Consider the following 23169-nt stretch of genomic DNA (forward strand, 5'->3'; position numbering starts at 1 on the left):
AATGGCTCTGCAGATTGGCTCCATCGCCCCGGACTTCGAGGCCGACACGACGGAAGGCCGTATCTCCTTCCATGACTGGATCGGCGACTCGTGGACCGTGCTGTTCTCCCACCCGCGTGACTTCACCCCGATCTGCACGACCGAGCTCGGGTACCTGGCGAAGATCAAGCCGGACTTCGACGCCCGCGGCGTGAAGATCATCGGGCTCTCGGTCGACCCGGTCGGCAACCACGAGAAGTGGTCCGACGACATCGAGGAGACGCAGGGCTTCCGCCCGAACTACCCGATGATCGGGGACCACGACTTCAACGTCTCCAAGCTCTACGGGATGCTGCCCGCCGACGTCGAGGGCGACCCGACGGCGCGCACGCCGGCCAACAACGCGACCGTCCGCAACGTGTTCGTGATCGGCCCGGACAAGCAGATCAAGCTGATCCTCGTCTACCCGATGACGACCGGCCGCAACTTCGACGAGATCCTGCGTGTCGTCGACAGCCTCCAGCTGACCGCCAAGCACAAGGTCGCGACGCCCGCCCAGTGGCAGCAGGGCGACGACGTGATCATCGCCGGCTCGGTGTCCAACGAGGAGGCCGAGAAGACGTACCCGGACGGGTGGGAGTCCCCGAAGCCCTACATCCGCATCGTCCCGCAGCCGTCCTAGCGTCGCCGCGCTCGTGCAGTTAGGGTCGGGCCATGGAGCCCGACCCGCTGCGGGAGCTCGAACGCCAGGTCGAGGCCGGCGGCATGTTCGCGCATGCCGTGCTGGCCCAGGAAGCCAACCGTGCGGACCAGAACGAGGCGATCATCCGCGGCCTCGTCGAACTGCTGATCCAGCGCGAGGTCGTGACTGCCGAGGAACTGGTCGCGGCCGTCGACGCTGTCCGCACGGAGACCGACATCGGGATCGCGATCCGCGTCGACAAGGAAGGCTCAGAGGGCGTCGGCAACCCCGTCGACTGCGCGGCCCGGATGCACGCGTGCCACGCCGTCTGCTGCCGGCTGCGCTTCCCGCTGACCGTCGAGGAGGTCGAGTCCGGCCTGATGAAGTGGGACCTCGGCCGCCCCTACTTCAATCGCCACGGCCCGGACGGCTACTGCGTGCAGTGCGCCCCCGACACGCACGCCTGCGGCATCTACGAGGAGCGCCCGGCGCCGTGTCGTCAGTACACGTGCGCGGATGACAAGCGCATCTGGAAGGACTTCGACGCGATGGTCATCAACCAGGAGTGGATCGACGAGGCCCTCGGCACCGGGCCGGGACCCGTCGAGGTCTTCATGACCGCGGCGGAAGGGGACAGTCGATCGCGACGCGCTTGAGCGTCCGCGAGCGCGTGGTGACCGTCGCGCGGGTGTAGATGTAGCCGTTGAGCTGCGAGCACTCGCGCGGCGACGACAGCTTCACCGTCGCCGGGCGGCCATTCAGCGTCCCGCGCCCCGTCGTCGTGGCGCCGTTCCACCCGCTCCACTTCAGGCCCGAGAACCGCAGCTTGGAGCCGTCGCAGCGCAGGACCAGCCCACTCGCCGGCTCCTCCGCGCCCCGCTTGCACCCGACCACGGCGAGGATCTGCCGGTCGATCGGCAGCGGCACCGTGACCGTCCGCAGGCACTGCTCCGACGTCCCCACCGGCTCGGTCCAGGACGCCTTGACCGTGTAGGGCCCGCGCAGGCCGACGCTGAAGGCCTGCGTGACGCCGCGCGCGTACTCGTAGTGCGCGGTGTAGCCGCGCCCGGAGGCGTCGGTGACGCCGAAGTCCGAGCCCGCCGAGTCCACCACCGGCCCATCGCCCGTCAGCGACGCCAGGTACCCGTGGCCGGGGATCGCGACCGACGGAATCCCGGTGAGTTGCAGCGCCGCGGGCGTTTCCGGCGCACAGGGCGCGAGCGCGGCGGCGGCCATCAACAACGCGAGCACAAGACCAACCGTACCGCCAGGGGTGATCCGATTCACCCCTATAGGCGATATGAGCACTGGTGCGTGGCCGCCAGTATTGCGATCACAGACACAGAGGTTGACCCCCTCTCCTCAGCCAATAGGCCACCGGGCAGTCCCTTCTCTCCTCCCCGACACTCGCCGGCCTGGCGAACTACAGGGCCGCCGCGCCTGACCAGCGCGGCGGCCCACCCTCTCCTCTTCGGAAAGCTTTCGCGCGAGGGGTGATCCGCTTCACCCCCACGAGCGATAGGTACTTGTGCGCGGGCGCGTAAGGCTCACGCCGTAGAGGTTGACCACCTCTCCGCAACCCCGGTCCCGGGTCGTTCTTCCCCCACACCGAACCCCGTGGACCGATGCCGGTGCCGGGCCGTCGCGCACTGACCAGCGCGACGGCCCAGACCACCGCTCACGGCAGCCGGTGCGCGGCGAAGAACGCCGCGAACTCCGGCGCGGCCGCGAAGCCGTTCGGGTTGTTGGTGCCGTTCGGGTACTGGTGCGTGACGCCCTCGAGCATCGCGAAGCGGTACACTGGGCCGTTGCCCGTGGCCGGCCAGCGGAAGTTCGTCGAATGCGGCTGGGCGGTCACGCCGTAGAGGTGCTCGTCGAGGCCGACCGTCTCCAGCGCGTCGCTCAGGTAGCCGCGGATCTCGGCGTTGCTGAGGATCTGCACGGGGCCGAGCGGGAGCTCGGTCAGCGGCGGGTCCATGCGCTCGAGGATCTTCTGGTCCAGCGTGCCGACGGTCGCGTACGTCGGGACCGATCTCGCGGGCGTGTGCGCGGCGTTCAGCCCGCCGCCCGAGTAGGCAACGGCGGCGAACGTCTCGGAGCGGTCGACCGCGAGCCGGGCGGCGAAGCCCGCGCCGTTGGAGAACCCGGACGCGTAGATGCGGTGCGAGTCGACCGAGAGCCCGGCCTCGATGTCGGCCAGCATGTCGTCGACGAAGCCGACGTCGTCGGCGGGCGGCGTCTCGAGCTCCTCGATGTCGTCTTCGAGGTTGAAGTCGGCCCACTTGGTCGACAGCAGGCCGGTCTCGGTGATCCGGTAGCGCTGGCCGGTCGGGAAGACGGCGATCAGGCCGCTCTGGTCGGCCTGCTCGCGCCAGCCGGAGATCTTGCCGAACTGCTCGCCGGTGCCGCCCGAGCCGTGGAACATGAACACGACCGGCGCGTCGGCGGGCACATTGGCCGGCACATAGACCTCGAACCGGCGCGGCACGCCGTCGAGCTGGAGCGTGCGGCAGTTGATGCCGGTGCCGTACGCGGTCCCGACCGGGCCCTGGGTGGCGCACGGCGGAGCTTGGGCGCTCGCCGCGGATGGCACGGCGAGCGCAGCGGCGGCCGCGAGGAGCGCGACCGGCAGCTTGATGGACATTGGAGTCCCTTTCGGAAGTGGCTTGTCGCGGGGTAGGACCCGCGGCAAGCCACCGAGGTTGGCCGCTTACGCGACCAGTGCGCGCAACTGGCGAACCGCCAGCGTGAGCCCCGCGAGGTCCGGCTCGCCTTCGCGCGACAGGGACCGGAGGAAGAGCTCGAGCCGCCGCCGCGCGTCGGTGCGTTCGGCGAGGAACGCTTGTACGCGCTCGTGGGCGGTGCCGGTCTCATCCGTCTCGGCGAGCACGCCGCCGGCCAGCTCGCGCCGGACCTGCGCCGCGTCCTCGCGCACCGCCTGCAGCGCCCAGCGCTGCATCCGCGACGTCGCCGGGACCCGCTCGAGCTCGGTCTCCATCCAGTCCAGGCGCAGCTCGGCGCCGACCTCGAAGAAGACCTTGGCGACCTCCTCGATCGGGCGGCCGGTGGACCCGGCGACCCACACCATGTCGGGCGCGTAGCGCTGTTCGGCACGCACCGCGTGGGCGCGCGCCAGCGGCTCGGGTACGCCCGTTCCGGCCAGCCGCTCCGCGATCTGGTCCCGGCGCCGCCGCCGCTCGTCGGAGCCGAGGTCGCCCAGGACCCCGGCGAGGCGTTCGAAGCCGTCGCGACCGGCCGCGATCGTCTCGTCGATCTCGCCCTCGGGCTCCCACGTCAGATACCAGCGGGTGATCTCTTCCACGAGGCGGTCGACGCCGCCCATCAGCTCCAGCTGCGGCGCCTTGTCGACGCCCTCCAGGCGCTCGACGACCTCCCAGCGCGCCTCCGCGCCGGTCACGTCGCGGGCGATCCGGAACGCGCGGACGACGTCGGCCGCCTCGGCGCCGCGCTCGGCCAGCAGCTGCGAGACGAACGTCGGCCCGAGCGAGTTGACGAGCAGGTTGGAGTTGACCATGCAGATCAGCTGGCGCTTCAGCGGATGGTCGGCGAGCAGGTGCCCGAACCGCGACACGACCGCGGCGGGGAAGTAGTCGCGCAGGTCGCGCTCCAGCCACGGCTCCTCGACGAAGTCCGACTGCTCCAAGGCCCGCGCCAGCAGCCGCTTGGAGTACGCGACGAGGATCGCCAGCTCCGGCCGCTCCATCCCGCGCCCGGAGCGGCGGCGCTCGCCGATCTCCTCGCTGGACGGCAGATCTTCCGACGCGCGCGAGAAGAGCTTGTTCTCCTCCAGCAGCGTCATCAGGTCCTCGTAGGCGTACAGCCGCGAGGCGGAGCGATCGACCTCCTGGGCGATGATCTGCGCCTGCAGGAACGAGTCGTAGAGCACGTGCTGGGTGACGTCCTCGGTGACCGAGAACAGCAGCTCGTCGCGCTCGGCCCGCGTCAGTTCCCCACGCCGTTCCGCCAGCCCCAACAGGATCTTGAGGTTGACCTCGTGGTCGGAGCAGTCGACGCCTGCGGAGTTGTCGATGAAGTCCGCGTTGATGCGCCCGCCGGACGCGGCGTACTCGACCCGCGCGCGGCGGGTGAAGCCGAGGTTGCCGCCTTCGCCGACGACCTTCGCCCGCAGCTCCGCCGCGTTGACGCGGATCGCGTCGGACGAGCGGTCCGCGGCGTCGGCGTCGGTCTCGTCGCTCGCCTTCACGACGGTTCCGATCCCGCCGTTCCAGAACAGGTCGACCGGGGCGCGCAGGACGGCGCGGATCAGGTCGTTGGGCGCCAGCGAGGACTCCGAGACGCCCAGCGCCTCGCGCATCTGCGGCGTGAGCGGGATCGACTTGGCGGTGCGCGGGAAGACGCCGCCGCCCTCAGAGATCAGCTCGCGCGAGTAGTCGTCCCACGACGAGCCCGGCAGCTCGAAGAGCCGCGTGCGCTCGGCGTAGCCCTGCTTCGCCGACGGGTTCGGGTCGATGAAGATGTGCCGGTGGTCATAGGCGCCCACCAGCCGGATGTGCTCGGAGAGCAGCATGCCGTTGCCGAACACGTCGCCCGACATGTCGCCGATGCCGACCACGGTGAACTCGTCGGCCTGCGTGTCGACCCCAAGCTCCTTGAAGTGGCGCTTGACCGACTCCCACGCGCCCTTGGCCGTGATGCCCAGCGCCTTGTGGTCATAGCCCGCCGACCCGCCTGAGGCGAACGCGTCGTCGAGCCAGAAGCCGTACTCCTGGGACACGCGGTTGGCGGTGTCCGAGAAGGTGGCGGTGCCCTTGTCGGCGGCGACCACCAGGTAGGTGTCGTCGCCGTCGCGCACGCGCACCCGCTCCGGATGCACGACGGCGCCGTCGACCAGGTTGTCGGTCACCGACAGCAGCGACCGGATGTAGGTCACGTACTGCTTCTCGACCTCGGCCTTCAGCGCTTCCCGCTCGGTCGGCGGATGCTTCAAATAGAACCCGCCCTTCGCGCCCGCCGGCACGATCACCGCGTTCTTGGTCAGCTGCGCCCGCATCAGGCCGTAGACCTCGGTGCGGTAGTCCTGGCGGTCGGACCAGCGCAGGCCGCCGCGGGCGATCGTCCCGCCGCGCAGGTGGATGCCCTCCACCTCGGGCGAATAGACGTAGATCTCGAACGCCGGCGCCGGCTGCGGCATCGCCGGGACGTCCTTGGAGCGCAGCTTGAACGCCAGCGCCGCCCGGCTCTCGTTGTAGGCGTTGGTGCGCAGCGTCGCCTCGATCACCGTCAGCTGGTTGCGCAGGATGCGGTCGTGGTCCAGCGAGGCGACCTCGTCGAGATCGGCGAGGATCTCGTCCTTCAGCGCGGCCTCGGCCGCGTCGTCGGTCTCGATGTCCGGATCGAAGCGCAGCTCGAAGAAGCGCACGATCTTCGCGGTGACCGCGGAGTTGGCCACCAGGACGTCGTTCTGGTAGCTCTCGGTGAAGCGCGAGCCGACGCGCTGGCGGTACTTGCGGTAGGCGCGCAGGATCGCGATCTGGCGGCGATCGAGCCCGGCCGTGATCACGAGGCGGTTCAGGTTGTCGGTCTCGGCGGCGCCGCGGTGGATCGCCGCGAGCAGCTCCGCCACCCGCGAGCCGAGCGCGTCGATGTCCAGCGGCTTGCCGTCGCGGCCGAGCACGCGGAACTCCTGCACCCACGTCTCGTCCTCGCCCACGAGGCGGGTCGAGATCTCCTCGATCACCCGCAGCCCGAGGTCCTCGAGCATCGGCAGCGCGTCGCCCAGCTCGACCTTCGGCCCACGGACGTAGAGCGCGACGCGGGTGTGCTGGCGCAGCGGCTGCAGCGAGACCTCGAACGGCCCGTCCTCGGCGAGGTTCTCGAGCAGCGCGATGTCCAGCGCCCCCGTGGCCGGCGAGGTGTAGCCCTTGTAGTGCTCGGGCAGGTGCGACGCCCAGATCGAATTGAGCAGCCGCGCCCGCGGCGCTCCGTACTGCTCGACCAGCGCGTCGCGCAAGGCGTCGTCCCACGTGCGGGCGAGCTGGACGACCTCGCGCTCGAGCTCGGCGTTGGGGATCTCCGGCAGGCCACCGGGGGCGTGGACGAGGAAGTGCACGCGCACCCGCGTGCCCTCGCCGAGCGTGTGCTGGGCCTCGACGTCGTCGGCATGGAAGCGGCGCATGAACAGCTTGCGCACGCGGTCGACGAGCAGGGTCCGGTAGCGATCGCGCGGCAGCGCGAGGATGTAGGACGCGCTGCGGCCGTGGGGGGCGCGGCGACCGAGCAGGCGCACGCGATCGGTGCCCTCCAGGCGCAGCAGCGCGACGACCGCGCGGCGCAGATCGTCCACCGGCGCGGCGAACAACTCGTCCTTGGGGAACGTGTCGAAGAGGCCGACCGCGTTCTTGTAGTCGTGCGAGCCCTCGATCAGGTCCTCGGTGTCCAGCACGCGGCCCAGCTTGCGGTGCAGGACCGGGGTCTCCGACGCCGGCTCGGTGTAGGCCTTGGTGGTGAACAGGCCGAGCAGCCGCGCCTCGCCGAGGATCTCGCCGTCCGGCGATACCCGCCGCACGCCCACGTAGTCCATCCGCTCGTAGCGGTGCACCGGGGAGCGCGCGTTGGCCTTGTCGACGATCAACAGCTCGCCGCTCGTCGCCAGCTTGCGCTGCTGCTCGGAGAGCTCGCTGAGCGGCACCGGCTGCGCGTAGGCGGAGCGCTCCTCGTCGGCGAGGATGCCGAGGCCGGAGCCGGGGATGCAGCGGTAGGCGTCGTCGCGGATCTCGTACTCGCGCGCGCCCAGCAGCACGAAGTTGCCGCGCAGCAGCCAGGCGAGGAAGTCGACCGCCTCGCGGACCTCGTCGGAGTCGTAGCGGCTGCTCGCCTTGCGCGCGAGCCCGATCATGCCCTCGACGCGCTGGGTCATCGCGCCGAAGTCCGTCACGGTCGAGCGCACCGCGTGCAGCACCTTGCGGATGTCGTCCTCGAGCTCGGTCAGCTCGCGGTCGGTCAGCTTGCGCGCGAGGTCGAAGTGCATCACCGACTCGCGGTGGACCGCGTTGCGGGCGTGCGAGACGCTCGCGATGTGCCCGTCCTCGCGCGAGATCCCGATGATCGGGTGCACGAGCCGGGCGACCTGCTCGCCGCGCCGCTCGAGCGCGGCGCTCACGCTGTCGACCAGGAACGGCCAGTCGTCGGTGTTGGTCTCCAGCACCGAGCCCAGGGGCTCGTAGCCCTCGTCGCCGAGGGTCGGGTTCAACGCGCGCACCGCCACCGGTGCACGACCACGCTCGTTCGCGAAGCCATACGCGCCGAGCACCTCTGCTGCGAGGTGCTCGGCCGAGATGCCGTCGGTGGACAGCCGACGGACGTAGGCGGCCGCGAACGCGCGTGCGGTATCGCCCCCGTGGTCTTCCACGAGGGCCAGCAGGCGATCCCGGTACTCGGTTGAGCCTGCCTCGGTCTCCTCCGCGAGGCTCACGACGAGTGAACTTAGCTCAGGCGTTCTTTGAGCGCCTCGAACTGGTTGCGAATCGGCTTCGGGAGCTTGGTCCCGAACAGCTCCAGGTGGGCCTGCGTCTGGTCGAGCTCGGCCCGCGCTTCGTTGAGATCCACGGTCAGCGCCTCGCCCACCTTGGCCTTGTCGAGCCCCTCGAGCTCCAGGTGCTGGGGCTCCGGGACGTAGCCGATCGGCGTCGAGTTGGCCTCCGCCTCACCGTCGCAGCGGCGGAAGACCCACGCGAGCACGCGCGAGTTCTCGCCGAAGCCCGGCCAGACGAACTTGCCGGCCTGGTCCTTGCGGAACCAGTTGACGTGGAAGATCTTCGGGAGCTGCGCGCCCTCGCGATCGCCGAGCGAGAGCCAATGGTCGAAGTAGTCGGCCATGTTGTAGCCGCAGAACGGGAGCATCGCGAACGGGTCGAAACGCAGATCGCCGATCGTGCCGCCCGCCGCCGCGGTCTGCTCCGAGCTCATCGTCGCGCCCAGGAAGACGCCGTGCTCCCAGTCGAAGGACTCGCGGACGAGCGGCGCACCGCTCGCGCGGCGACCGCCGAACAGGAACGCGTCGATCGGCACGCCCTTGGGGTCCTCCCACTCGTCGGCGATCGACGGGCACTGCGCCGCCGGCGTCGTGAAGCGGGCGTTCGGGTGCGCTGCGGGCGTGCCGGTGGCCGGCGTCCAGTCGTTGCCCTTCCAGTCGATCAGGTGGTCCGGCGTCTCACCGGACATGCCCTCCCACCAGACGTCGCCGGCGTCGGTGCGCGCACAGTTGGTGAAGATCGTGTTGCGCTCGATCGTGTCCATCGCGTTCGGGTTCGTCTTCTGGGCCGTGTTGGGCGCGACGCCGAAGAACCCGTTCTCGGGATTGACGGCGTAGAGCCTGCCGTCCTCGCCGAACTTCATCCACGCGATGTCATCGCCCACGGTCTCGACGTCCCAGCCCTCGAGCGTGGGTACGAGCATCGCGAGGTTGGTCTTGCCGCATGCGCTCGGGAACGCGCCGGCGATGTACTTGACCGCGCCCTCGGGGCTCGTGAGCTTGAGGATCAGCATGTGCTCGGCCAGCCAGCCCTCGTCGCGGGCGATCACCGACGCGATCCGCAGCGCGAAGCACTTCTTGCCCAGCAGCGCGTTGCCGCCGTAGCCCGAGCCGTAGGACCAGATCTCGCGCGTCTCCGGGAAGTGGACGATGTACTTCTCGGCGTTGCACGGCCAGGCGGCGGACTTCTCGCCCTTGGCCAGCGGCGCGCCGACGGAGTGCAGGCAGGGAACGAAGGTGCCGTCCTCGCCGAGCACGTCGAGCGCGCCCTTGCCCATGCGGGTCATGATCCGCATGCTCACGGCCACATACGCCGAGTCCGTCAGCTGCACGCCGATCTCGGCGATCCGGGAGCCGAGCGGGCCCATACTGAACGGCACGACGTACATCGTCCGCCCGCGCATCGCGCCGCTGAACTTGTGCTTGAGCACGACCCGCATGTCGGCGGGGTCGTGCCAGCTGTTGGTCGGGCCGGCGTCCTCCGGGTCGGTCGAGCAGATGAACGTGCGGTCCTCGACCCGGGCGACGTCACCGGGGTCGGAGCGGGCCAGGTACGAGTTGGGGCGCTTGGCGTCCGAGAGCTTCTCGAAGGTGCCCGCGTCCACGAGCTCGGTGCACAGCGCGTCGTACTCCTCCGCGGAGCCGTCGCACCAATGGATCGCTGCGGCCTGCGTGAGCTCGGCCACCTCCTCCACCCAGGAGAGGAGCTTCTTGTGTTTGGTGGGGACGGTGGTCTCGATGGTCACTTGTGAGCTCGGCCTCTCTGGGACATTTGCGGGGTTTGGCAGGGCACTACAAACCTTTGCGGGATTGAACGACCGAAATGGCGCCCGCGAGTGCGAATGCGCCAAAACGAATACTCCGCCATACCTAAGCTTACGCGAGGCTTACGCAGAACACCACCAGACGAACGGGTGGTGCGCTCTAGAGGGTTTTGCCAGTCTCGTTCAAACTTCCCGCTTCGGGACGAGCACAAGCCGCTTGAACTCCGCCACAAGCGTTCCTTCCTGGTTCAGGACGCGGGTGTGGACGAGCACGGTGCCGCGGTCGGGCTTGCTGCGAGAAGGCGTCTTTTCCAGCACTTCCGTCTCCGCGAAGAGCGTGTCGCCGTGGAAGACCGGGGCCGGATGGCTGAGCTCGTGCGTGGCGAGGTTGGCGATCGCCTTGCCGCTGATGTCGGACACGCTCATGCCCAGCGCGAGGCTGTACACGTATGGGCCGACGACGACGTTCTTGCCCTGCTGGGACTGCGCCGCGTAGACGTCGTTGATGTGCAGCGGGTGGTGGTTCATCGTCAGCAGGCAGAACAGGTGATCGTCGGCCTCGGTCACCGTCTTCGCGGGCCAGTGCTTGTAGATCGCGCCCACTTCGAACTCCTCGAAGTAGCGGCCGTAGGGGTGGGCGCCAGAGGCCTCGCGGGCCGCGCCATCGGTGTCAACGGGGGTCATAGAGCGCCATGATGCCCGGGATGCGCAACCCTCGCTCCCACTTCGCGCCGCTCGCGATCGGCGCGCCCGAACCCCTCCGCGAGATCCCCGTGGGGCCGATGCGGATGATCCATTTCTTCGACCCCTCGAGCGAGAAGATGCTCGCCCGGCTGCCGGATATGGCCGCCTCCGCCGACATCCTGCTGGGCAATCTCGAGGACGCGATCCCGGCCGATCGCAAGGAGGCCGCGCGCGCGGGCCTGGTGCGCGCGGGGCGTGAGATCGATCTCGGTTCAACGCCCCTGTGGACGCGGGTGAACGCGCTCGAATCGCCCTGGGTCCTCGACGACTTGGTGACATTGGTCACAGAGATCGGTTCGCGCCTGGACGTGGTGATGGTCCCGAAGGTCGAGGGCGCGTGGGACATCCACTACGTCGACCGTCTCCTGGCGCAATTGGAGGCGCGCGCGGGGCTGTCTCGCCCGATCCTGATCCACGCGATCCTCGAGACCGCCCAGGGCGTGGCGAACGTCGAGGAGATCGCCAACGCGTCACCGCGCATGCAGGGGATGTCGCTCGGTCCTGCCGATCTGGCGGCGTCGCGGCGGATGAAGACCACGCGGGTGGGTGGCGGGCATCCGGGCTATCGCGTGCTCGGCGATCCGGCGGGTGATGCCGCTCGTCCCTCCTATCAGCAGGATCTCTGGCACTACACGATCGGGCGCATGGTCGACGCCTGCGCCGCCGCCGGGATCTTCCCGTTCTACGGCCCGTTCGGCGACATCAAGGACCTCGAAGGCTGCGAAGCCCAGTTCCGCGGCGCGTACCTGATGGGCTGCGTGGGCGCCTGGTCGCTGCACCCCGGCCAGATCGCCGTGGCCAAGAAGGTCTTCTCCCCCGAGCCTTCCGAGGTCGCCTTCGCGAAGCGGGTGCTCGAGGCGATCCCGGACGGCGCGGGCGTGCACATGATCGACGGCAAGATGCAGGACGACGCGACCTGGAAGCAGTCCAAGGTCATGGTCGACCTCGCCGAGTTGCTCGCGGCCAAGGACCCGGAACTCGCCGAGGCGTATGGCATGTGAGTCTTGGTGCAGTTTCGTAACGAACGCGTCTTGTTCCGTTCAGGCGTGGGCCGCACGATCCGGGGGTGGGTACGGAAACGGTCCTCTCAGGAAAGCGAGCCTCCTCACCCCCGGTCGAGCTCGCACTCGCCGAGCTGGCGGCCAGGCAACACGGCGTCATCACGATCGCGCAGCTCATCAAGCTCGGTGTGAGCCACAGCGCGACGTCGAAGCGCGTTTCGCGCGGCGCGCTCCACCGTGTGGGATACGGGGTCTACGCGGTTGGCCACGGTGCGTTGTCGCGAGAGGGCGTGTGGCTCGCCGGCGTGCTGGCCGGTGGCCCGGGCGCCGTTCTGAGCCACCGCCCCGCGGGGAAGCTCTTAGCGGTCAGCCGGTTCCCCGCGCCGATCACCGAAGTCACCTCGACGCACCGGCGCGAGTCCCGGGGCGACGTCCGCTTCCATCGCACGCGGGTGCTCGACGCGCTCGACGTGACCACCCACCTGCGCATCCCGGTCACGAGCGTCCATCGGCTGCTCGTGGATCTCAGCGATGTTCTCACGCCCCACCAGCTCGCCAACGTCATCCACGAGGCGGCCTTTCGCGGTCGGTTCGTGGAATCGGCGACCCGCGACGCCATGGCCCGTGTCACCGGCCGTCATCGGCTCCACGTGCTCTCGCGCGCCATCGCGCTCCATCGGTCGGGCAGTGCGGGCACCAAGAGCGGCGCCGAGGACGCGTTCCTGGCGTTGGTCGGCGAGCTGCCCGAGCCCTTCGTGAACGTCCATCTCGCCGGCTTTGAGCGCGATTTCCACTGGCCGGAGTTCCGGCTTGCGGTCGAGATCGACGGACCCGGCCACGGCCGTCCGGCGACGGAGCTCGAGGACGCCGCCCGCGACCGGACGCTCTCTGAGGCCGGCTACACCCTGCTGCGGTTCACCGACGAGGCCGTGTACCGGGCTCCGCGCGAGGTGTTGACGACCGTCGCAGCGACCCTCTATCGATAGCCGGTGTCGTCGGCCGGCAGACCCGCTTCCTGCACTTCGACGAGGTAGCGCCAGCAATCGGGTCTCGTGCCGTCGAGGTCGGTGAAGCCGTAGACCTGGGCGAGGCCGCCGCTGGAGAGCGATTGGCCGTGCCAGCGGTGCAGGTCCGGGTCGGCGGCGAGGGCGGCGACCGCGCGGCCGACGTAGCGCGGCGACTCGCTGATGACGAAATGCGGGACCGGAGACTCGCGCCAGTTGGCCTCGCTCACGCCGTGGTGCTCGAGCATCGTCTCGCTGCGCAGCCAGCCGGGTGTGAGCGCGACGGCGGTTGCCCGGTCGCCGAGGTCGTGCGCCAGCCCCCACGCCATGCGGGTGATCGCGGTCTTGGCGAGGTCATAGAAGAGGTTGACCCGGTAGTGGGTGTCGTTGTAGGCGGCGGTGCCGTCGGTCATCTCGACCACGAGCCCGCCGTCGCGCAGCTTCGGGAGCGCGTGGTGGCTGGTGATCAGGTGGGTGTCGAGGGCGAGGTGCAGCAGCCGCAGGCCGTTGGCGAGGTCGTGCTCCCAGACCGGCTTGTCGAATTCGAAGAGGTGCTCGGCGCCCCAGATGTCGTTGACGAGCACGTCGAGGTGATCGATCCCGCCCACAAGATCCGCCACCTGCGCCGGGTCGAGGTGATCGACGGCGACCGCGATCCCTGTCCCGCCCGCCGCCGTCACCAGCTCGGCGGTCTCCTCGATCGTCTCCGGTCGGTCGATCTCCGAGCGCCGCCGGCGGGTGCTGCGGCCGGTGCAGTAGACCGTGAAGCCCGCCTCGCCGAGCGCCACGGCGATGCCGCGTCCGGCTCCGCGCGTCGCGCCCGCCACCATTGCAACCTGGTTCATGCCGCCATCCTCCCTGTCGTCACGGCGGCGGCGAGCACGAGCGCGCCTCCGCCGATTTGCACTCCAGTGAGCGTCTCGCTGAAGACGAGGAACGCGAGCAGCACCGTGACGAGCGGCTCGACGGTGGCGAGGATCGAGGCCGTCGTCGGCCCGACCCGCGCGAGCCCGGCGAAGAACAGCCCGATCGCGCCGACGGTCGAGATCGCGGCGAGCGCGGCGAGCCAGCCCCAGCCGGCGGCGGTCAGCGCGCCGAGCCGGAGGTCGCCGAGCGCGGCCGAGCCGATCGTGAGCGCAACGGCGGCGCCGGTGCACACGAGCGCGGCCAGGACCTGCGGGCGGAGCCGTTTGGCGATCCCGTCGCTCACGAGGATGTAGGCGCTGTAGGTGACCGCGGCGGTCATGCCGAGCGCGGCGCCGACCGGGTCGAGCGCACCCGCGCCCGCGCCCGCGACGACGAGCGCGATGCCCCCGGACGCGACAGCCAGCGCGCCGAGCCGCCGCGAGTCCACCCGCTCGCGCCCGAGCGCGATGGCGGCCGCGGCGACGATCGCGGGAAACGTGTAGACGAGCAGCGAGAGCAGCGATGCATCGATGCGCTCCAGCGCGGCGAAGTAGCAGCCGGCCTGCAGGGCGTAACCGAAGGCCCCGAGGCCGAGGGCGGTGACGACGTCGCGCGTGGCGAGAGGAGCGCCGGGGACGTCGAGCGCGTCACGGGCGCGCCAGGCGCGGGCGGCCGCGCCGGCCACCCAGAACAGCGCCGCGGCGAGCGCGAAGCGCACCGCGAGGAGCGTCCCGACCGTCGCGCCTTCGCCGTAGGCGAGCTTGCCGAACACCGCCATGGCGCCGAACGCGGCGCCCGAGCCGAGGCAGAAGACCGTTCCCATGTCGGCATCGTGCCGGCTCAATCAGCAAGCGTCGATTCTGATTTCTACCGATGAAACGGTAGTTTTCCTACATGCTCGAGCTTCGCCGCCTTCGCCTGCTGCGCGAGTTGCACGAGCGGGGAACGATCGCGGCCGTCGCCGACGCGCTCCAGTTCACCCCCTCGGCGGTCTCGCAGCAACTCGCGATCCTGGAACGCGAGACCGGCGTGACGCTGCTCGAGAAGGCCGGGCGCGGCGTGCGGCTGACCGACCCCGCGGTCGTGCTGGTCGGCCATGCCACCGCGCTGCTCGACCGCGCCGCACGCGCCGAGGCCGACCTCGCCGCGGCCGCCGGCACCGTCGCCGGCCGAGCCCGGATCGCCACCTTCCAATCCGTCGCCCTGCAGCTCGCGATCCCCGCGATGGACGCGCTGCGCACCCACGCCCCACAGCTGCGTACGGAGCTGATCGAGGCCGAGCCCGAGCAGGCCATTCCCGCGCTCGCGCTCGGCGACCTCGACCTGGTGCTCGGCGACGAGTGGCAGCACCAGCCGCTGCGCCTTCCGGCGGGCCTCGAGCGCCACGAGCTCTTCGACGACCAGGTGCAACTGGCGACCTGCGAGCGCCTGCGCGACGCGACCTTCTCCGACCTCGAACACGAGGCATGGACGACTGGGCATCCGGGCATGGCCTGGGACGAGATGACGCAGCGCACCTGCCGCGAGCTCGGTGGCTTCGAGCCCGACATCCGCCATCGGACCAACGACGCCACCGTCAGCCTCGCGCTCGTCGCCCGCGGGCTCGCGGTCGCCCTCGTCCCCGGCCTGGCGATCCCGCAGGAGCATCCCGGCATCGCGCTGCGCTCCACGGGTGTTACCAGGCGGATCCTGGCCGTCGTGCGCGCCGCCGACGCCGCCCGTCCATCCGTCCAGGCGCTGATCAGCGCGCTGCGCAGATGAGTACCCTCCGCCACGCTTTGCGTCTCTTGATCATTGCCCTCGCCCTTCTCGCAGTCGGCGCCGCACCCGCCGCCGCCGCGACGTGCCCCTACCAGGCACGCTGCGGCTCGATCACGGTGCCGCTCGACCATTCGGGAGCGACGCCGGGGACGCTGCCGCTCGGCTACGCCGTCCTGCCCGCCACCGGTCCCAAGACCGGAACGATCTTCTTTCTCAGCGGCGGCCCCGGCGAGTCGGCGGTGATCTACACGAGCGAGATCCGCAAGGCGTTCGGCCCGCTGCGCAAGACCCAGGACATCGTCATGGTCGACCAGCGCGGGACCGGCCGGTCGGGGGCGACCAGCTGCGAGGAGAGCCGCAGCGCGGCGGCGTGCGCGAAGAAGCTCGGGGCCAAGCGCGCGTTCCTCACCACGGCGGAGACCGCGCGCGACCTCGACGACCTGCGCGTCGCGCTCGGGCTGGAGAAGATCACGCCGCTCGGCGTCTCCTATGGCACCAAGGTCGCGGGCGAGTACGCGCGGCGCTTCCCGGACCGCACCGCGTCCGTGATCCTCGATTCGACGGTGGGCGTCGACGCGATCGACTTCGACGCGCTGAGCGGCATCGCCGCGATGCCCCGCATCCTGCGCGAGGTGTGCGCCGACGGCCCCTGCGCGGGCACCGTGAAGGACGCGGGGGCGGCGCTGTACGCGGCCGTCAAGCGCGTGCGCGACACGAAGGTCGTCGCCCACCTCGGCGGCGAGAAGATCCGCGTGGGCGAGGGCGAGGTGTTCCTGGTCCTGCGCGGGTCGGACTTCGACCCCGTGATGCGCGCCGACCTGCCCGCCGCGCTGGCCTCGCTCGCGCATGGCGACGCCGCGCCGTTCGTGCACCTGTTCGGCCGCGGGTCCGCCGACGGCTTCCGCGCGCTGCGGCGGTTCAGCTTGCAGAGCGATGACGGCGGCTACAGCACGTCGCGCTTCCTCGCGACCGCCTGTCTCGAGGCGCGCCTGCCCTGGTCGCCGAGCTCCGCGATCTCCACCCGCAAAGCGGCCACCAAGGCGTATCTCGCCCAGCTCGGCTCGCGCCCGTACGCCCCATTCAAGCCGTCGCTGGTCAGCAAGGTGGGCGTGTGGGAGGACTGCCGCAAGTGGCCCGCGACGCCCGCCCCGGAACCGCCGCCGGCCACGACGCCGGACGTGCCCGTGCTGGTGATCTCCGGGCGCGACGACATCCGCACGCCGCTGGAGGGCGCCGAGGCCGTCGCCGCCGCGTTCCCGCACGCGACGCTGCTCACCGTCCCGCACGTCGGCCACTCGGTGTTGACCACCGACGAGGACGGCTGCGCGCTCGCCGGCGCCGCGGCATTCCTGGCCGGCCAGCCGGTCGCCCCCTGCGCGACGAAGCCGACGGTCCCGGCGGGCGCCTACTACCCCGCGGTCTTCAGCGGCGGCCCCGCCAAAGCGGCCGAGGCGACCGTCGCCGCGATCCGCCACGACGTCGAGGCCGCGAAGGGCGGCCGCACCATCAACCGCACGTTCGGCGTCGCGGGCCTGCGTGGCGGCTCGGCGATCGCACGCCGCGGCGCGCTGGAGCTGCGCAAGGTCTCCCAGTTCACGGGCCTGCGCGTCTCGGGCAAGGTGAGCGCCGCGGGCAACGGCACGTTGACCCTGAGCGGCAAGCGCGAGGGCACAGTCGTCCTGCGCGCCTTCAAGGCGCAGTCCTTCCGACCCCGGTGACGCCCATGCTCGCTTCCCGGTCGCGCACCGGATGGCTGCTTGCCGGCGTGCTCGCCGTCGCCCTCGCCGTGTCCGTCTTCGCCTACTTCGACGCGAAGCACCCCACCATCGCCAAGGTCGCCGGGGCAGGCGTCGCGACGTTCGAGGCGAACCCGAAGATCGCGCTCGGCCGGTTCGTCGACGGTCTCGGGTTCCCGCAGCGGATCCGCGACGGCTTTCACCCCATCGGCGGCACGACGTTCACGCTCGACGGGCGCCCCGGCGCGAGTGTGATCTGGGCCAAGGGCGAGCAGCGGGTCACGTACACGATGCTGGCGGGGACTGGCGACGTCCCGGCCGAGGAGCTTTGGGGTGCCACGACCAACGTCAAGGTCCGCGGCGAGTCCATCGACCTCAATTGGGCGGGCGACGGGCTCATGTACTTCAAGCGCCAGGGGCGCACGGTCGTGATCAGCGGGACGCCGCCGAGCGAGGCGTTGCGGCACGTGATGCGGGGACTCGCGACCGACCGATGAGTTCTGTGCGCCGTCATCGTTAGACGCCACATGAGCTACGCACGCAGCAACGGGATCGACTTCTACTACGAGCAGCACGGCGACGCGACGGGGATGCCGCTCGTGCTCCTGCACGGCGGGATCGGATCGGGCGAGATGTTCGAGCCGGTGCTGCCGGCGCTCGCCGCCTCGCGGCGGGTGATCACCGTCGACCTGCAGGGTCATGGCCGCACGGGTGACGTCGACCGTCCCTTCGACGTCGGCGCGATGGCCGACGACGTCGCCGGCGTGATCGAGCAGCTCGGCGTCGACGGCAAGGCCGACGTGCTCGGCTACTCGCTGGGCGGGGACGTCGCCCTGCGGCTCGCGCTCCAGCATCCCGAGCGGGTGAACGACCTGATCCTCGTCTCGATCGCGATCAAGCGCTCGGGCAACCACGCCGACGCGATCGTCGCGATGGACGGCATGTCGGCCGAGATGGCGGAGATGATCAAGCCGTCGCCCGCGGGCCAGTTCTACGCGCAGCACGCCCCGAACCCCGACAACTGGGGCACGCTGATCGCCAAGACGAGCGACGCGATCCATCACGACTACGACTGGACCGCCGAGGTGGCCGGGCTGCAGGCGCGGACGCTGCTGGTGTTCGCCGACGCCGACTCGATCCGCCCCGACCACATCGTCGAGTTCTACGGGCTGCTCGGCGGCGGGCTGCGCGACGCGGGCTGGGACGGGTCGGCGCAGCCGAAGAACCAGCTCGCGATCCTCCCCGGTCAGAGCCACTACGACATCCTCACCTCGCCCCTGCTGGCGCCGGTCGTCAGCGGATTTCTTCAGTCCTCGAGCTCGCCGCAGTAGGGGCCGAGGCTCGGCCGCGCGTTGCGGTTGAAGATCTGCGGAAACGACGGCTGCCCGAACGGGTCGAACATCTCGAAGACCTCGCCCAGAAACGACGGCGGGCGATGGTCGCTGACCTCGATCGGCGGGCGCACGCCGGTCAGATGGTCAAGGCGCGCGTGCAGCACCTCGAGCTGGTAGGCGCGCCATCGCGCCCGTCCGGCCTCGTAGTCCGCGCTGTCGCGATAGGCGAGCACGACGTGCTCGGCGAGGTGCATCACCGCCCGCTCCTCGCCGTCCGAACAGGGGAACTTCCCCTTCCCGCGCAGGTTCTTGTTGAAGCTCGCCAGCGAGAGGTCCGCGATGCTCCGGTCGGCGGTGCGCGTGACCTGGACGCCGTAGCAGTCCGCGCTGTGGACACCGACCACGTCGATGTAGGCGAAGAGCAACTCCTGCCACGTGCTCGGCAGATGCGGGAGCGGGGACGGGACGCGCTGCGGGCCGTAGCGATGGGGTGAGACCCAGGCCGCGACGGCCTCCCAGTCGAGGATCTCGACGTGGTACGGCAGCGGTTCGTCCAGCCGCAGCGGCGCCTGCGCCGTCATCTCGGCCTGCGCTGTTCCGATCGCCGCCAGCGGGCGCGAGAGGAGCAGCACGCCCTCGATCTGCGCGCTCCACGACTTGCCGTCCTCGCCGTCGCGCGCCCGTGCGGTGAGCAGGCGATGCAGGCCGTAGCAGTCCTCGGGCCGGACCCGCGCGCGGGTGATCAGCGCGCCCACGACGTCCTCGTCGAGCACCGACGCCTCGCCGCGTTCGCGCGCCGCCCAGTGGTCGCTGCGCTTGAAGCCGGTCGTGAGGATCTCGCCCGCGGCTGGGGCGAGCGCGCCGGGCTCGTGGGCGATCTCCCACTCCAGATACGCCCCGCCCTCGTTATTGCGGTTGTGATCGAAGCGATCCGGCACGCGGTAGACGCCGTAGACGCGCTCCGGGTGGGCGGCGAGACCCGACTCGCGCAGCGCGCTGACGACGTCGGTGAACTGCTCGCGGCCGGTGGTCGCGAAGCGGGTGAAGACGACGGCGGGCCGGTGCGGGGACGCGTACACGGAGCGGGCCCGGTCGCGTTCCTCGCGCTCGGCCGTGGCGATCCGCCCGCGTTCCGCCGGGTCCTCGACCTCGGCGATCGGCTTATTGAGCTGCGCCTCGCCGGGGTCGAGCACGTCGCGGCGATCGTCGAAGCTCTCCCCGATCGCGTCCTTGAAGCCCTCGAAGGACTGCTTGAACATCCCGGCCGCCTCACGCAGGTTCGCCGGCGCCGTGACCGGCTGCGCGTCCGGCACCGGGAGCCCCTGCGAGGCCATGAACGCCTCGTACTCCGCCCGGTTCTTGCGCATCTCCGCCTGCTGCTTGGCGGCCTGTTCGTCGGCGCGCGCGTACATCCGGGCCATCTTGGCTTCCTGCTTCGGAGAGAGCTTGACGGGCTTCCCCATCAGGCGCCGGATGACGTTGATCATCGCGCGACGCTATCTCATGTAGCGTCCACTTAGTGGGTCGAATCGCGCTGCTCTTGAGCGCGCTCGCGACGATCGTCGTGTCGCGCATATCGTGGTACCAGGCCGATGGCTGGCACGCACTATTGCTGGGCGATCCCGGCACGCCGTTCGGGCTCGACCTCGCGTGGGAGGAGCGACTCGGGGACGTGACGACCGTCCTCGGCGCCGTCGCGCTCCTGGCCGCCGCGTTCCCGCGGCGCGCGGTCGCGGGAGTCGCGGCGGTGGTGCTGGCGGCCGGCGCCGTGTTCGTCGGCGCGTGGGTGCTGGACCCGCCGAACTTCACGCCTCCGCCGGCGTTCGCATGGCCGGCGTACGTGGCGTTCGTCGCGCCCGCCATCGGGGCACTCGCCGCCGCGTGGCTGGCGCTCAGGCCACGCGGCGAAGCGACGGCCGGGCGAGCTGCGCGGCCTGCACGGCTCCCGCGCCGGCCTCGACCCCACTCGCCCACGCCACCTCGCTGAGCAGGCCGGGCGCGGCGGTCCAGTCGCCCGCGAGGAAGACGCCGTCGCCGCGCTCGATCGCGGGCCGGTCGCGCCAGGTGCTGCCGGGCTCCTCGAGCGCGCCGGTGCGTCCCTCCATCACGAGCCGGCGGTGCCACTGCGTCCGCGCCGCGCGATCGGGCAGTGAGACGTCGAGCAGCGCGTCCAGGCGCACGGCGGCCTCGTCGGCGGTCTCGTCCGGCCGCATCGGCAGCTGCGCCTGCACGAGCTCCACGCCGTCAGGCGCGAGCGTCGGGTCGGCCGCGGTGTAGCGCTGCACCCAGCCGGCCTCGTCGAGGTCGGAGACCGTGTAGGGGTCGCCGCGCCGGTGGGTGAGCGCGAGATCGGCGCACACCGTGCGGCCGCTCGGCACGCGCAGCGAGTCGTCGCCCAGCAGCGCGCGGGCCTGCTCGGGCTCGACGGCGACGATCACGACGCCGGCCGGCAGCTCGGTGACCCGCTCGCCGAAGTGGCACTGGACGCCCAACTCCTTCACGCGTGTGTGAAGGGCGTCGACGAGCGACCCCCGCGGAATCGTCTTCCTAACCGTCCAACCTTTCCGGAGCGGGAGGGGTCTTGCTCTTCGACCCCACCACCACCCCCAAGGAAGGGAAGGCTCATGCCTCGCCCCCGCACCACCCGCGCCAAGCTCCTCGCCGGCCTCGGCGGCGCCGCCGCCGTGCTCGGCACCACCGCCGCGCTCGCCGCTGCCCAGGTCATCCCGAACCCGCCCGACGGCGGCCCGCCGGTTCCTCAAGGCCCGAACGTCATGACCACGAACTGCGGCCCGAACCAGACCAGCATCGTCAAGACCGATGCTTCGCCGACCACGACGAACACGGTCAACTTCAGCCCGCTCCTCGGGGCGGCGACGCAGATCAACGTTCCCGGCGGCCAGTCGCGCTGCGTGAAGGTGGTCCTGACCGCCGAGACCGCCTGCCAGAGCCCGCTGGCGGCGGACTCCTGCTACGTCCGTGCCCTGATCGACGGTGCTCCGATGGACCCGGACGGCGCGAACTTCCAGGCGATGGACTCCGAGGACGGAACGGCCTCCGCGCACGCCTACGAGTGGGTCCAGCGCGTCGGCGACGGCAATCACATCGTCCGGATCGAGCGCCGCGTCGGCAACGGCGCGACCACGTTCTGGACCGACGATTGGACGTTCGACGTGTCGCTGTTCCTGTAAATTCGACGTGATGGGCGGGCCCGAAGTGATCGTTACGGAGCGACTCCGCGGCGAGCGCATCGGGCCGCACCACGTCGACGTGCTGCTGCCGATCTTCTCCGACCCGCGGGTCGGCGCGACGATGGGCGGCGTGGCCGATCGGGCGAGCGTCGAGTCGCTCGCGCAGATCATGGACGCGCACTGGGAAGAGCACGGCTTCGGCTACATGATGTGGTTCGAGCGTTCCACCGGCGAGCCGGTCGCGCGCGGCGGGCTCGCGCGCACCGTCTTCGACGGAAAGCCCGAGCTCGAGGTCGGCTGGACGACCACGCCCGAGCGCTGGGGCGAGGGCTTCGCGTCAGAGCTTGGACAGGCGTGCGTGAGTATTGCCTTCGGACCGTTAGGTTCGGCCGATCTGGTCGCGTTCACTCTCCCGCATAACGGTGCTTCACGGCGGGTGATGGAGAAGCTCGGGTTCGTGTACGAGAAGACGGCGCCGTACAAGGTCTACGGCGACCACGTGCTCTATCGCCTTATGAATACCTGATGGGCTAGTTGGGCATACAGCCGTGCGGACACCAGTTCCGCGAGGAGAGACCCATGGCCGGCACCGCAGCGCCCGTACGTCCCGTGACCGAGTTGCGTGACCGTGTGATACGGCACGCGGAGGTGGTCGGGGTCTGGGCGGTCGACTGCATCCGCGCCCAGCGCACGGACACCGACTGGGCGGCCGAGTTGCTCGGCGACACCGACCACCGGCTCGAGCACGCCACGCTCGAGGCCGAGGGCTACCACGTCGACTCCTTCGGCGTGGAGCGGGTCGCGCACCAGCGCGGGACGGCCTACGTACGGCTCGTGTGCGCCGTCTCGATCCGGCCGGCGCGCCTGAATCCCTCGCTCGCGGCCCGCACGCTGCACGGGATCCTCGAGGAGCTGATGCTCGCTCGAGCTCGCGCGCGGGCCACCTGCGCGCGGCTAATCGACGTCGCCGTCGTTCCCGCGCCCTAGAAAGGTCCTGACCGCGTCGCGGAGTCCGTTGACGTCGGACTTCAGGCTGTGGTTGCCCTTGAGCCGGACGACCTGGCGGTTCGGCGCCTCGGGCGGCATCCCGAACGGGTCGCTCTCGCCCTGCACGATCAGGACCGGGACGGTCACCTGCTCGAGCTCGGGCAGACGTGTCTTCTCCGGACGCCCGGGCGGGTGCAGCGGGAAGGCGAGGCAGAGGACGCCGGTCGCGTTCACCGCGGCGCTCGTGCGGCACGCGACGCGCGCGCCTGAGGAGCGGCCGCCGACGTAGAGCGGGAGTCCGTTGATCGGCAGCTGCTCGATCACGGCGGTCCAGGCCGTGTCGAGCTGTGCGGCGGGCGCGGCGGACTTGCGGCCGGCGACGCGGTAGGGCTGCTCGACGAGGATCGTGGTCACGTTGACCGCGAGCGCCGCCTCGGTCGCGGCCTTCAGGTCGGGCGCGCCGACTCCGCCGCCGGCACCGTGACCGAGGACCAGGACGGCGACGGGCTCGGCCGCCTCGTTGACGTGGGCGCGGGCGGGCCCGTGCGGAGTCTCGAGCTCGATCATC

General features: G+C 70.7%; 22 protein-coding genes. 12 read left to right on the top strand and 10 right to left on the bottom strand.

Annotated elements, in window-relative coordinates; genetic code table 11:
* Window position 1 precedes the first annotated feature (1 nt).
* Together OM076_RS16235 and OM076_RS16240 are read left to right on the top strand one after the other, a co-directional pair.
* On the top strand, window positions 2-661 hold the full coding sequence (locus OM076_RS16235; protein ID WP_270041053.1) for a peroxiredoxin: 660 nt from the start codon (window positions 2-4) through the stop codon (window positions 659-661).
* A gap of 32 nt (window positions 662-693) precedes the next feature.
* Window positions 694-1317 carry a YkgJ family cysteine cluster protein gene (locus tag OM076_RS16240; protein ID WP_270041054.1) on the top strand — a complete coding sequence of 208 codons (624 nt, stop codon included), beginning with the start codon at window positions 694-696 and terminating at the stop codon, window positions 1315-1317.
* On the opposite strand, the gene OM076_RS16245 is transcribed toward OM076_RS16240, so the two are convergent.
* The 5 genes from OM076_RS16245 to OM076_RS16265 all read right to left on the bottom strand — a co-directional run bounded on the left by OM076_RS16245 (window position 1274) and on the right by OM076_RS16265 (window position 10621).
* A complete protein-coding gene (locus OM076_RS16245) occupies window positions 1274-1912 on the bottom strand; it encodes a hypothetical protein (protein WP_270041055.1) in 639 nt (212 codons plus the stop codon). The genes OM076_RS16240 and OM076_RS16245 overlap by 44 nt on opposite strands.
* 427 nt (window positions 1913-2339) lie before the next feature.
* Window positions 2340-3305: a CE1 family esterase gene (locus OM076_RS16250; RefSeq protein ID WP_270041056.1), complete on the bottom strand. Its 966-nt coding sequence runs from the start codon at window positions 3303-3305 to the stop codon at window positions 2340-2342.
* Between the two features lie 66 nt (window positions 3306-3371).
* On the bottom strand, window positions 3372-8114 hold the full coding sequence (locus OM076_RS16255) for an NAD-glutamate dehydrogenase (protein WP_270041057.1): 4743 nt from the start codon (window positions 8112-8114) through the stop codon (window positions 3372-3374).
* A gap of 11 nt (window positions 8115-8125) precedes the next feature.
* Window positions 8126-9919: a phosphoenolpyruvate carboxykinase (GTP) gene (locus tag OM076_RS16260; RefSeq protein WP_270041058.1), complete on the bottom strand. Its 1794-nt coding sequence runs from the start codon at window positions 9917-9919 to the stop codon at window positions 8126-8128.
* 201 nt (window positions 9920-10120) lie between these two features.
* Complete coding sequence (locus tag OM076_RS16265; RefSeq protein WP_270041059.1) at window positions 10121-10621, bottom strand: MaoC family dehydratase; 501 nt, start codon at window positions 10619-10621, stop codon at window positions 10121-10123.
* A 20-nt stretch (window positions 10622-10641) separates the two neighbouring features.
* Here OM076_RS16265 and OM076_RS16270 point away from each other — a divergent pair, with 20 nt between their 5' ends.
* On the top strand, window positions 10642-11682 hold the full coding sequence (locus OM076_RS16270; protein ID WP_270041060.1) for an HpcH/HpaI aldolase/citrate lyase family protein: 1041 nt from the start codon (window positions 10642-10644) through the stop codon (window positions 11680-11682).
* A gap of 65 nt (window positions 11683-11747) precedes the next feature.
* On the top strand, window positions 11748-12668 hold the full coding sequence (locus OM076_RS16275) for a type IV toxin-antitoxin system AbiEi family antitoxin domain-containing protein (RefSeq protein WP_270041061.1): 921 nt from the start codon (window positions 11748-11750) through the stop codon (window positions 12666-12668).
* Here the strand turns inward: OM076_RS16275 and OM076_RS16280 are convergent.
* Window positions 12659-13531: an SDR family oxidoreductase gene (locus tag OM076_RS16280; protein WP_270041062.1), complete on the bottom strand. Its 873-nt coding sequence runs from the start codon at window positions 13529-13531 to the stop codon at window positions 12659-12661. The two genes, OM076_RS16275 and OM076_RS16280, sit on opposite strands and share 10 nt — an antisense overlap.
* On the bottom strand, window positions 13528-14436 hold the full coding sequence (locus OM076_RS16285; protein WP_270041063.1) for a DMT family transporter: 909 nt from the start codon (window positions 14434-14436) through the stop codon (window positions 13528-13530). The genes OM076_RS16280 and OM076_RS16285 overlap by 4 nt, the downstream gene beginning before the upstream one ends.
* A 50-nt stretch (window positions 14437-14486) precedes the next feature.
* Here OM076_RS16285 and OM076_RS16290 point away from each other — a divergent pair, with 50 nt between their 5' ends.
* Genes OM076_RS16290 through OM076_RS16305 form a run of 4 tightly spaced genes read left to right on the top strand, consistent with a single transcriptional unit; the run spans window position 14487 to window position 18420 of the window.
* A complete protein-coding gene (locus OM076_RS16290; RefSeq protein WP_270041064.1) occupies window positions 14487-15353 on the top strand; it encodes a LysR family transcriptional regulator in 867 nt (288 codons plus the stop codon).
* A 26-nt stretch (window positions 15354-15379) separates the two neighbouring features.
* Window positions 15380-17071: an alpha/beta fold hydrolase gene (locus OM076_RS16295; protein ID WP_270041065.1), complete on the top strand. Its 1692-nt coding sequence runs from the start codon at window positions 15380-15382 to the stop codon at window positions 17069-17071.
* 5 nt (window positions 17072-17076) lie between these two features.
* Window positions 17077-17586, top strand: a complete 510-nt coding sequence (locus OM076_RS16300; RefSeq protein ID WP_270041066.1) for a hypothetical protein — start codon at window positions 17077-17079, stop codon at window positions 17584-17586.
* Window positions 17587-17616: 30 nt separating this feature from the next.
* A complete protein-coding gene (locus tag OM076_RS16305; RefSeq protein WP_270041067.1) occupies window positions 17617-18420 on the top strand; it encodes an alpha/beta fold hydrolase in 804 nt (267 codons plus the stop codon).
* On the opposite strand, the gene OM076_RS16310 is transcribed toward OM076_RS16305, so the two are convergent.
* Window positions 18396-19910 (bottom strand): hypothetical protein, encoded by a 1515-nt coding sequence (locus OM076_RS16310; protein ID WP_270041068.1) that lies wholly within the window; start codon window positions 19908-19910, stop codon window positions 18396-18398. The genes OM076_RS16305 and OM076_RS16310 overlap by 25 nt on opposite strands.
* A 32-nt stretch (window positions 19911-19942) precedes the next feature.
* Between OM076_RS16310 and OM076_RS16315 the strand changes: the two genes are divergently transcribed.
* Window positions 19943-20410, top strand: coding sequence for a hypothetical protein (locus tag OM076_RS16315; protein ID WP_270041069.1), 468 nt, complete (start codon window positions 19943-19945; stop codon window positions 20408-20410).
* On the opposite strand, the gene OM076_RS16320 is transcribed toward OM076_RS16315, so the two are convergent.
* A complete protein-coding gene (locus tag OM076_RS16320) occupies window positions 20316-20924 on the bottom strand; it encodes an FAD-dependent oxidoreductase (protein ID WP_270041070.1) in 609 nt (202 codons plus the stop codon). The genes OM076_RS16315 and OM076_RS16320 overlap by 95 nt on opposite strands.
* Before the next feature lie 123 nt (window positions 20925-21047).
* Between OM076_RS16320 and OM076_RS16325 the strand changes: the two genes are divergently transcribed.
* The 3 genes from OM076_RS16325 to OM076_RS16335 are packed head-to-tail and all read left to right on the top strand — an operon-like array spanning window position 21048 to window position 22601.
* Window positions 21048-21614 carry a hypothetical protein gene (locus OM076_RS16325; RefSeq protein WP_270041071.1) on the top strand — a complete coding sequence of 189 codons (567 nt, stop codon included), beginning with the start codon at window positions 21048-21050 and terminating at the stop codon, window positions 21612-21614.
* Between the two features lie 10 nt (window positions 21615-21624).
* The gene (locus OM076_RS16330; RefSeq protein ID WP_270041072.1) at window positions 21625-22140 is read left to right on the top strand and encodes a GNAT family N-acetyltransferase; all 516 of its coding nucleotides are present in this window, start codon (window positions 21625-21627) and stop codon (window positions 22138-22140) included.
* Window positions 22141-22193: 53 nt separating this feature from the next.
* Window positions 22194-22601, top strand: coding sequence for a hypothetical protein (locus tag OM076_RS16335; protein ID WP_270041073.1), 408 nt, complete (start codon window positions 22194-22196; stop codon window positions 22599-22601).
* Here the strand turns inward: OM076_RS16335 and OM076_RS16340 are convergent.
* Entirely contained in the window at window positions 22569-23168 is a 600-nt protein-coding gene (locus OM076_RS16340; protein ID WP_270041074.1) for an alpha/beta hydrolase family protein, read from the bottom strand. The genes OM076_RS16335 and OM076_RS16340 overlap by 33 nt on opposite strands.
* Window position 23169: the final 1 nt, after the last annotated feature.

The sequence above is a fragment of the Solirubrobacter ginsenosidimutans genome, from assembly GCF_027587205.1.

Excerpts from the sequence above, each read along its gene's own strand:
- OM076_RS16235 (WP_270041053.1), top strand. The coding sequence starts at position 2 with ATGGCTCTGCAGATTGGCTCCATCGCCCCGGACTTCGAGGCCGACACG.
- OM076_RS16240 (WP_270041054.1), top strand. The coding sequence starts at position 694 with ATGGAGCCCGACCCGCTGCGGGAGCTCGAACGCCAGGTCGAGGCCGGC.
- OM076_RS16250 (WP_270041056.1), bottom strand. The coding sequence starts at position 3,305 with ATGTCCATCAAGCTGCCGGTCGCGCTCCTCGCGGCCGCCGCTGCGCTC.
- OM076_RS16265 (WP_270041059.1), bottom strand. The coding sequence starts at position 10,621 with ATGACCCCCGTTGACACCGATGGCGCGGCCCGCGAGGCCTCTGGCGCC.
- OM076_RS16270 (WP_270041060.1), top strand. The coding sequence starts at position 10,642 with ATGCGCAACCCTCGCTCCCACTTCGCGCCGCTCGCGATCGGCGCGCCC.
- OM076_RS16280 (WP_270041062.1), bottom strand. The coding sequence starts at position 13,531 with ATGAACCAGGTTGCAATGGTGGCGGGCGCGACGCGCGGAGCCGGACGC.
- OM076_RS16290 (WP_270041064.1), top strand. The coding sequence starts at position 14,487 with ATGCTCGAGCTTCGCCGCCTTCGCCTGCTGCGCGAGTTGCACGAGCGG.
- OM076_RS16300 (WP_270041066.1), top strand. The coding sequence starts at position 17,077 with ATGCTCGCTTCCCGGTCGCGCACCGGATGGCTGCTTGCCGGCGTGCTC.
- OM076_RS16305 (WP_270041067.1), top strand. The coding sequence starts at position 17,617 with ATGAGCTACGCACGCAGCAACGGGATCGACTTCTACTACGAGCAGCAC.
- OM076_RS16310 (WP_270041068.1), bottom strand. The coding sequence starts at position 19,910 with ATGATCAACGTCATCCGGCGCCTGATGGGGAAGCCCGTCAAGCTCTCT.
- OM076_RS16325 (WP_270041071.1), top strand. The coding sequence starts at position 21,048 with ATGCCTCGCCCCCGCACCACCCGCGCCAAGCTCCTCGCCGGCCTCGGC.
- OM076_RS16330 (WP_270041072.1), top strand. The coding sequence starts at position 21,625 with ATGGGCGGGCCCGAAGTGATCGTTACGGAGCGACTCCGCGGCGAGCGC.
- OM076_RS16335 (WP_270041073.1), top strand. The coding sequence starts at position 22,194 with ATGGCCGGCACCGCAGCGCCCGTACGTCCCGTGACCGAGTTGCGTGAC.
- OM076_RS16340 (WP_270041074.1), bottom strand. The coding sequence starts at position 23,168 with ATGATCGAGCTCGAGACTCCGCACGGGCCCGCCCGCGCCCACGTCAAC.